A 1,731-nucleotide genomic window follows, 5' to 3' on the forward strand; every position below is an offset into this window, starting at 1 on the left:
CGCCGCTGCGCTCGATGAAATCGAGCGCCTGCGCACGCTCTGCCGCCTTGCGCATCTCGGCCTCGGTCGCGTCCGGCTTGCCGACGCGCAAGTTCTCTTCGATCGAGCGGTTGAACAGCAGCGCCTCCTGGAACACGACGCCGATGTTCCGCCGCAGCGACGTCAGCGTCACGCCGCGCACGTCCATGCCGTCGATCCTAATGAAGCCGGATTGCGGATCGAAGGCGCGATGCAGCAGCGCGATCGCGGTCGATTTGCCGGCGCCGGTCGGGCCGACCAGCGCGATGGTTTGGCCGGGCAGCGCGGTGAAGGTGAGGTCCTCGATCGCCGGCCGCTTGCCGTCATAGGAGAAGGTGACGTCGTTGAACTCGACGAGGCCGGACAGCCTGCCGGCATCGATCGCGTCGGGCCGGTCGTGCACCGCGGGCACGGCATCGAGCACGCCAAAGAACTCGCGCAGGCGCGGCGCTTCCATGAACACGTTGTTGATGAAGCTTACGACCTGCTCGAGCTTCTGGATCAGCAGCGTCGCAAAGCTCACGAACATCACGATCTCGCCGACCGAGGTGAGCCCCTGGTCGTGCAGCGCGATACCGAACGTGAAGATCGCCAGCACCGTGATGGTGGTGGAGGCGCGCGTGATGACGGTGACGAGCGCCCACCACGACAGCACCGGCATCTGGGCTTCGAGCAATTGATCGGCGACGGAGCGCAGTCCCTTCACCTCGGATTCGACACGGACAAAGCTCTGCACCAGCGCGACATTGCCAAGTGCATCGGAGGCGCGGGCGGACAGCTCGCTGTAGTGTTCCTCGACCGCCATCTGCATGCCGAAGGTCTTGCGCACCACGAAGGTGGTCAGCGCGGTGAAGACGATGCAGAGCACGAACAGGAGGATCGCGAGCCGCCAGTTCAGGTAGAGCGACAGCGGCAGCAGCACCACGACCGAGAGGATCGCCGCAAAATGCTCGCGGAAGAAGCCGAGCCACAGCCGCCACAGGGCGTCAGTGCCGTTGAGCATCACCTTCATCAGCCGACCCGAATGGGTGCCGGAGTGGAAGGTCAGCGGCAGTTGCAGGATGTGCTCAAAATAGTCGGTCAGCACCGCCTGGCGCTGGCGGTGCGAGAGCCGGTCGGCCTGCAAAGCCACGAGCGCGCTGCACAGGATGGTGAAGATTCCGAATGCGACCCAGGCCGCCAGGAACGGCCAGGCCGAGTTCGAACCGGCCACCGTCTTGCCGGAGAGCACGTCGACGATCCGGCCGAACAGCACCGGCTCGGCAAATTGCGAGCCCGCCAGCAGGAGATTGACGACCGCGAGCAGCCAGCCCAGCCGCGCCTCCTTGCCGAGCAACTCGAGAACGCGGGTGTAGAGGCGGAGGATGGACATGCGGGGACGAACTCGATCGGACGACGGAGCCCGTATTCTAAGCAGGGATCGCCTGCGAGATATAGCGGAAGCTGTCAGTTTTGCTCAATTGATCAGCCGCGCCGCGACCGGCGGCAGGAACCGGTCGTCGAAGATATCGCCTGCGCTAGGCCGTTTCCGGAATTTGAAGTCCTGCGCGATCTGGTCGATCGAGCGCTCCAGGCGCGGCGGTTCGATGCCGCCGAGACCGTTGCGCTTGACCTCGTCGGTCAGGATGTTGTCGACGAGGACGGTGCGCAGGCGCTCCAGCTCCAGGTCGCGCTCGCCGTCGTCGATGCGGCTCGCGGCCTCGTCCGCCGCAC

The 1,731-nt window shown here is 65.3% G+C and carries 1 protein-coding gene and 1 pseudogene; both read right to left on the minus strand.

Annotation, left to right across the window (positions count from 1 at the left end; genetic code table 11):
* Positions 1–1,390: ABC transporter transmembrane domain-containing protein (locus tag MOV74_RS37490; protein WP_246932475.1), on the minus strand; the 1,390-nt coding region annotated here is incomplete at its 3' end.
* Positions 1,391–1,474: 84 nt separating this feature from the next.
* Positions 1,475–1,731: pseudogene (locus tag MOV74_RS37495) on the minus strand (nitrate ABC transporter substrate-binding protein); the annotation flags it as partial.

Origin of the sequence: Bradyrhizobium sp. SHOUNA76 (genome assembly GCF_023006445.1) — a bacterium.
In the GTDB taxonomy this organism is placed as follows: Bacteria; Pseudomonadota; Alphaproteobacteria; order Rhizobiales; family Xanthobacteraceae; genus Bradyrhizobium.